Raw genomic sequence first — 2,089 nt, 5'->3', positions numbered from 1 at the left:
CTCCCTTACTTTCATAGCTAATGGGATAATTTTTTATTTGGAAGTCCCTTAAGTTAATCGGGAAACTTTACTAATGTTTATTTATAGCAGTTGCCATCACTTTTAGGACATTCTCAAAATATAGTCCCTATCAAGAATATACAGGCGTTAGTGGCAGCTCTAGGTTAATAAACGGCCATTTATCCTACTGACTTCTAACTTCTAACTTCAGCCATACTTTCTTCACTTCTGACTTCTGACTTCTGACTTCTGACTTCAATATCTACATTCCCATAATTTCGTAACCAGCATCCACATAGATAACTTGACCAGTAATACCACTGGCCATATCGCTACATAGAAAAGCAGCAGTGTTACCAACTTCAATTTGAGTCACAGTCCGACGTAATGGAGCTATTTGTTCCACATGATGAATCATATCCTTAATACCACCCACTGCCGAAGAAGCCAAAGTTTTAATTGGACCAGCAGAAATAGCATTAACCCGAATATTTTTCTGGCCAAGTTCCGCTGCTAAATAACGAACATTCATCTCCAAAGCAGACTTAGCAATTCCCATCACATTATAATTAGGAACTACCCGCACGCCCCCTAAGTAAGTCAGAGTTACAATACTCCCTCCTTCGGTCATTAGTTCCTTTGCCTCGGAACTCAAATCAATCAGAGAGTAAGAACTAATTTCCAAAGCACGAGTAAAACCTTCACGGCTAGTATTGCTAAAATCTCCAGATAATTCTTCCTTACCAGCAAAGGCCAAACAATGAATCAAAATGTCCAACTTACCCCATTTTTCCCCTATTTGAGCAAAAATAGCCTTAACTTGTTCCTCATCCTGAACATTACAAGGTAAATATAAAGAAGGACTCAAAGGTTCTACTAACTCCCAAACCTTCTTTTCAAATCTACCCTTATCGTCCGGCAAAAAAGTGACACCCAAATTTGCTCCAGCCTTGTGGAGTTGTTGAGCAATACCCCAGGCAATAGAACGATTGTTTGCAATACCTGTGACCAGAGCATTTTTTCCTGTTAAATCTAACATAATACCTTGATTTATTGAGAAACTATAGTAAAATTTTCAATCAAATAAAAAGTCTAAAATTTAATTTCATACTATGACGCTATAATACATAGCATCTTTGACATCAGGCAAATTTATAGATAATATTAGCATCTATGGCCATAATTAGAAATTAAATTTCTCAGTTTCACTTCCTTAATCTATATGAATATAAAAGTAAAGTAAGTATTAGAGATATATATGGCAATGTGTAGAAAATTAATAGTATATTTCAGGAACTGAGCTATTAAGGTTTAAGAGACGTTTAGTTAGTTATTAGAGAGTAAGGAAATTGGTCGTGACGCATGATAGACCGCTAGCAGCAGTTTTCCGTAATATATCTGGTGGGTCATATCCACCAGTTGTAGAAACTTTTGAACGGGGCAAGACAATATTTTTTCCAGGAGACCCTGCAGAGCGTGTCTACGTTTTAATTAAAGGCGCAGTTAAGCTATCGAGGGTGTATGAAGCAGGAGATGAAATTACAGTGGCCTTACTCCGGGAAAATAGTGTATTTGGAGTTTTGTCTCTAATTACAGGCCATAAGTCTGACCGTTTCTACCATGCAGTAGCTTTTACGCCAGTAGAATTGATATCTGTGCCAATTGACCAGGTGGAGAAAGCTCTCAGAGAAGATCCAGATTTGTCAGTTGTTTTATTGCGTGGACTTTCATCTCGAATTTTACAGACAGAGATGATGATTGAAACTTTGGCACACCGGGATATGGGGTCTAGACTGGTTAGCTTTTTGTTAATCCTTTGTCGAGATTTTGGAGTTCCTAGCAAAGATGGGATTACCATAGACTTGAAATTGTCTCACCAAGCAATTGCAGAAGCAATTGGGTCAACAAGGGTGACAGTTACTCGTCTGCTCGGAGACCTTCGGCAAGATGGGATGATATCTATTCACAAGAAGAAAATTACAGTACATAACCCAGTGGCTTTAAGTCAACAATTTACCTGATTGACTGAACAGCGAAGTTAAAAGCCCTCGTGCTTCAGCCGAGGGATGAAAACTAGGGAATCGTTTAT

At 38.2% G+C, this 2,089-nt stretch carries 2 protein-coding genes; one reads left to right on the top strand and one right to left on the bottom strand.

Annotation, left to right across the window (positions count from 1 at the left end):
• Nucleotides 1-262: 262 nt before the first annotated feature.
• The gene (fabI, locus tag AC3DU7_RS32175) at nt 263-1,039 is read right to left on the bottom strand and encodes an enoyl-ACP reductase FabI (RefSeq protein ID WP_488043291.1); all 777 of its coding nucleotides are present in this window, start codon (nt 1,037-1,039) and stop codon (nt 263-265) included.
• A 316-nt stretch (nt 1,040-1,355) separates the two neighbouring features.
• Between fabI and ntcA the strand changes: the two genes are divergently transcribed.
• Nucleotides 1,356-2,021: a global nitrogen regulator NtcA gene (gene ntcA / locus AC3DU7_RS32170; RefSeq protein ID WP_445974436.1), complete on the top strand. Its 666-nt coding sequence runs from the start codon at nt 1,356-1,358 to the stop codon at nt 2,019-2,021.
• The last annotated feature ends 68 nt before the right edge of the window (nt 2,022-2,089 follow it).

This window comes from Okeania sp., from assembly GCF_983059655.1.
Note: the sequence above shows the minus strand (reverse complement) of the source record. Positions and strands in the feature narration are given on the sequence as shown.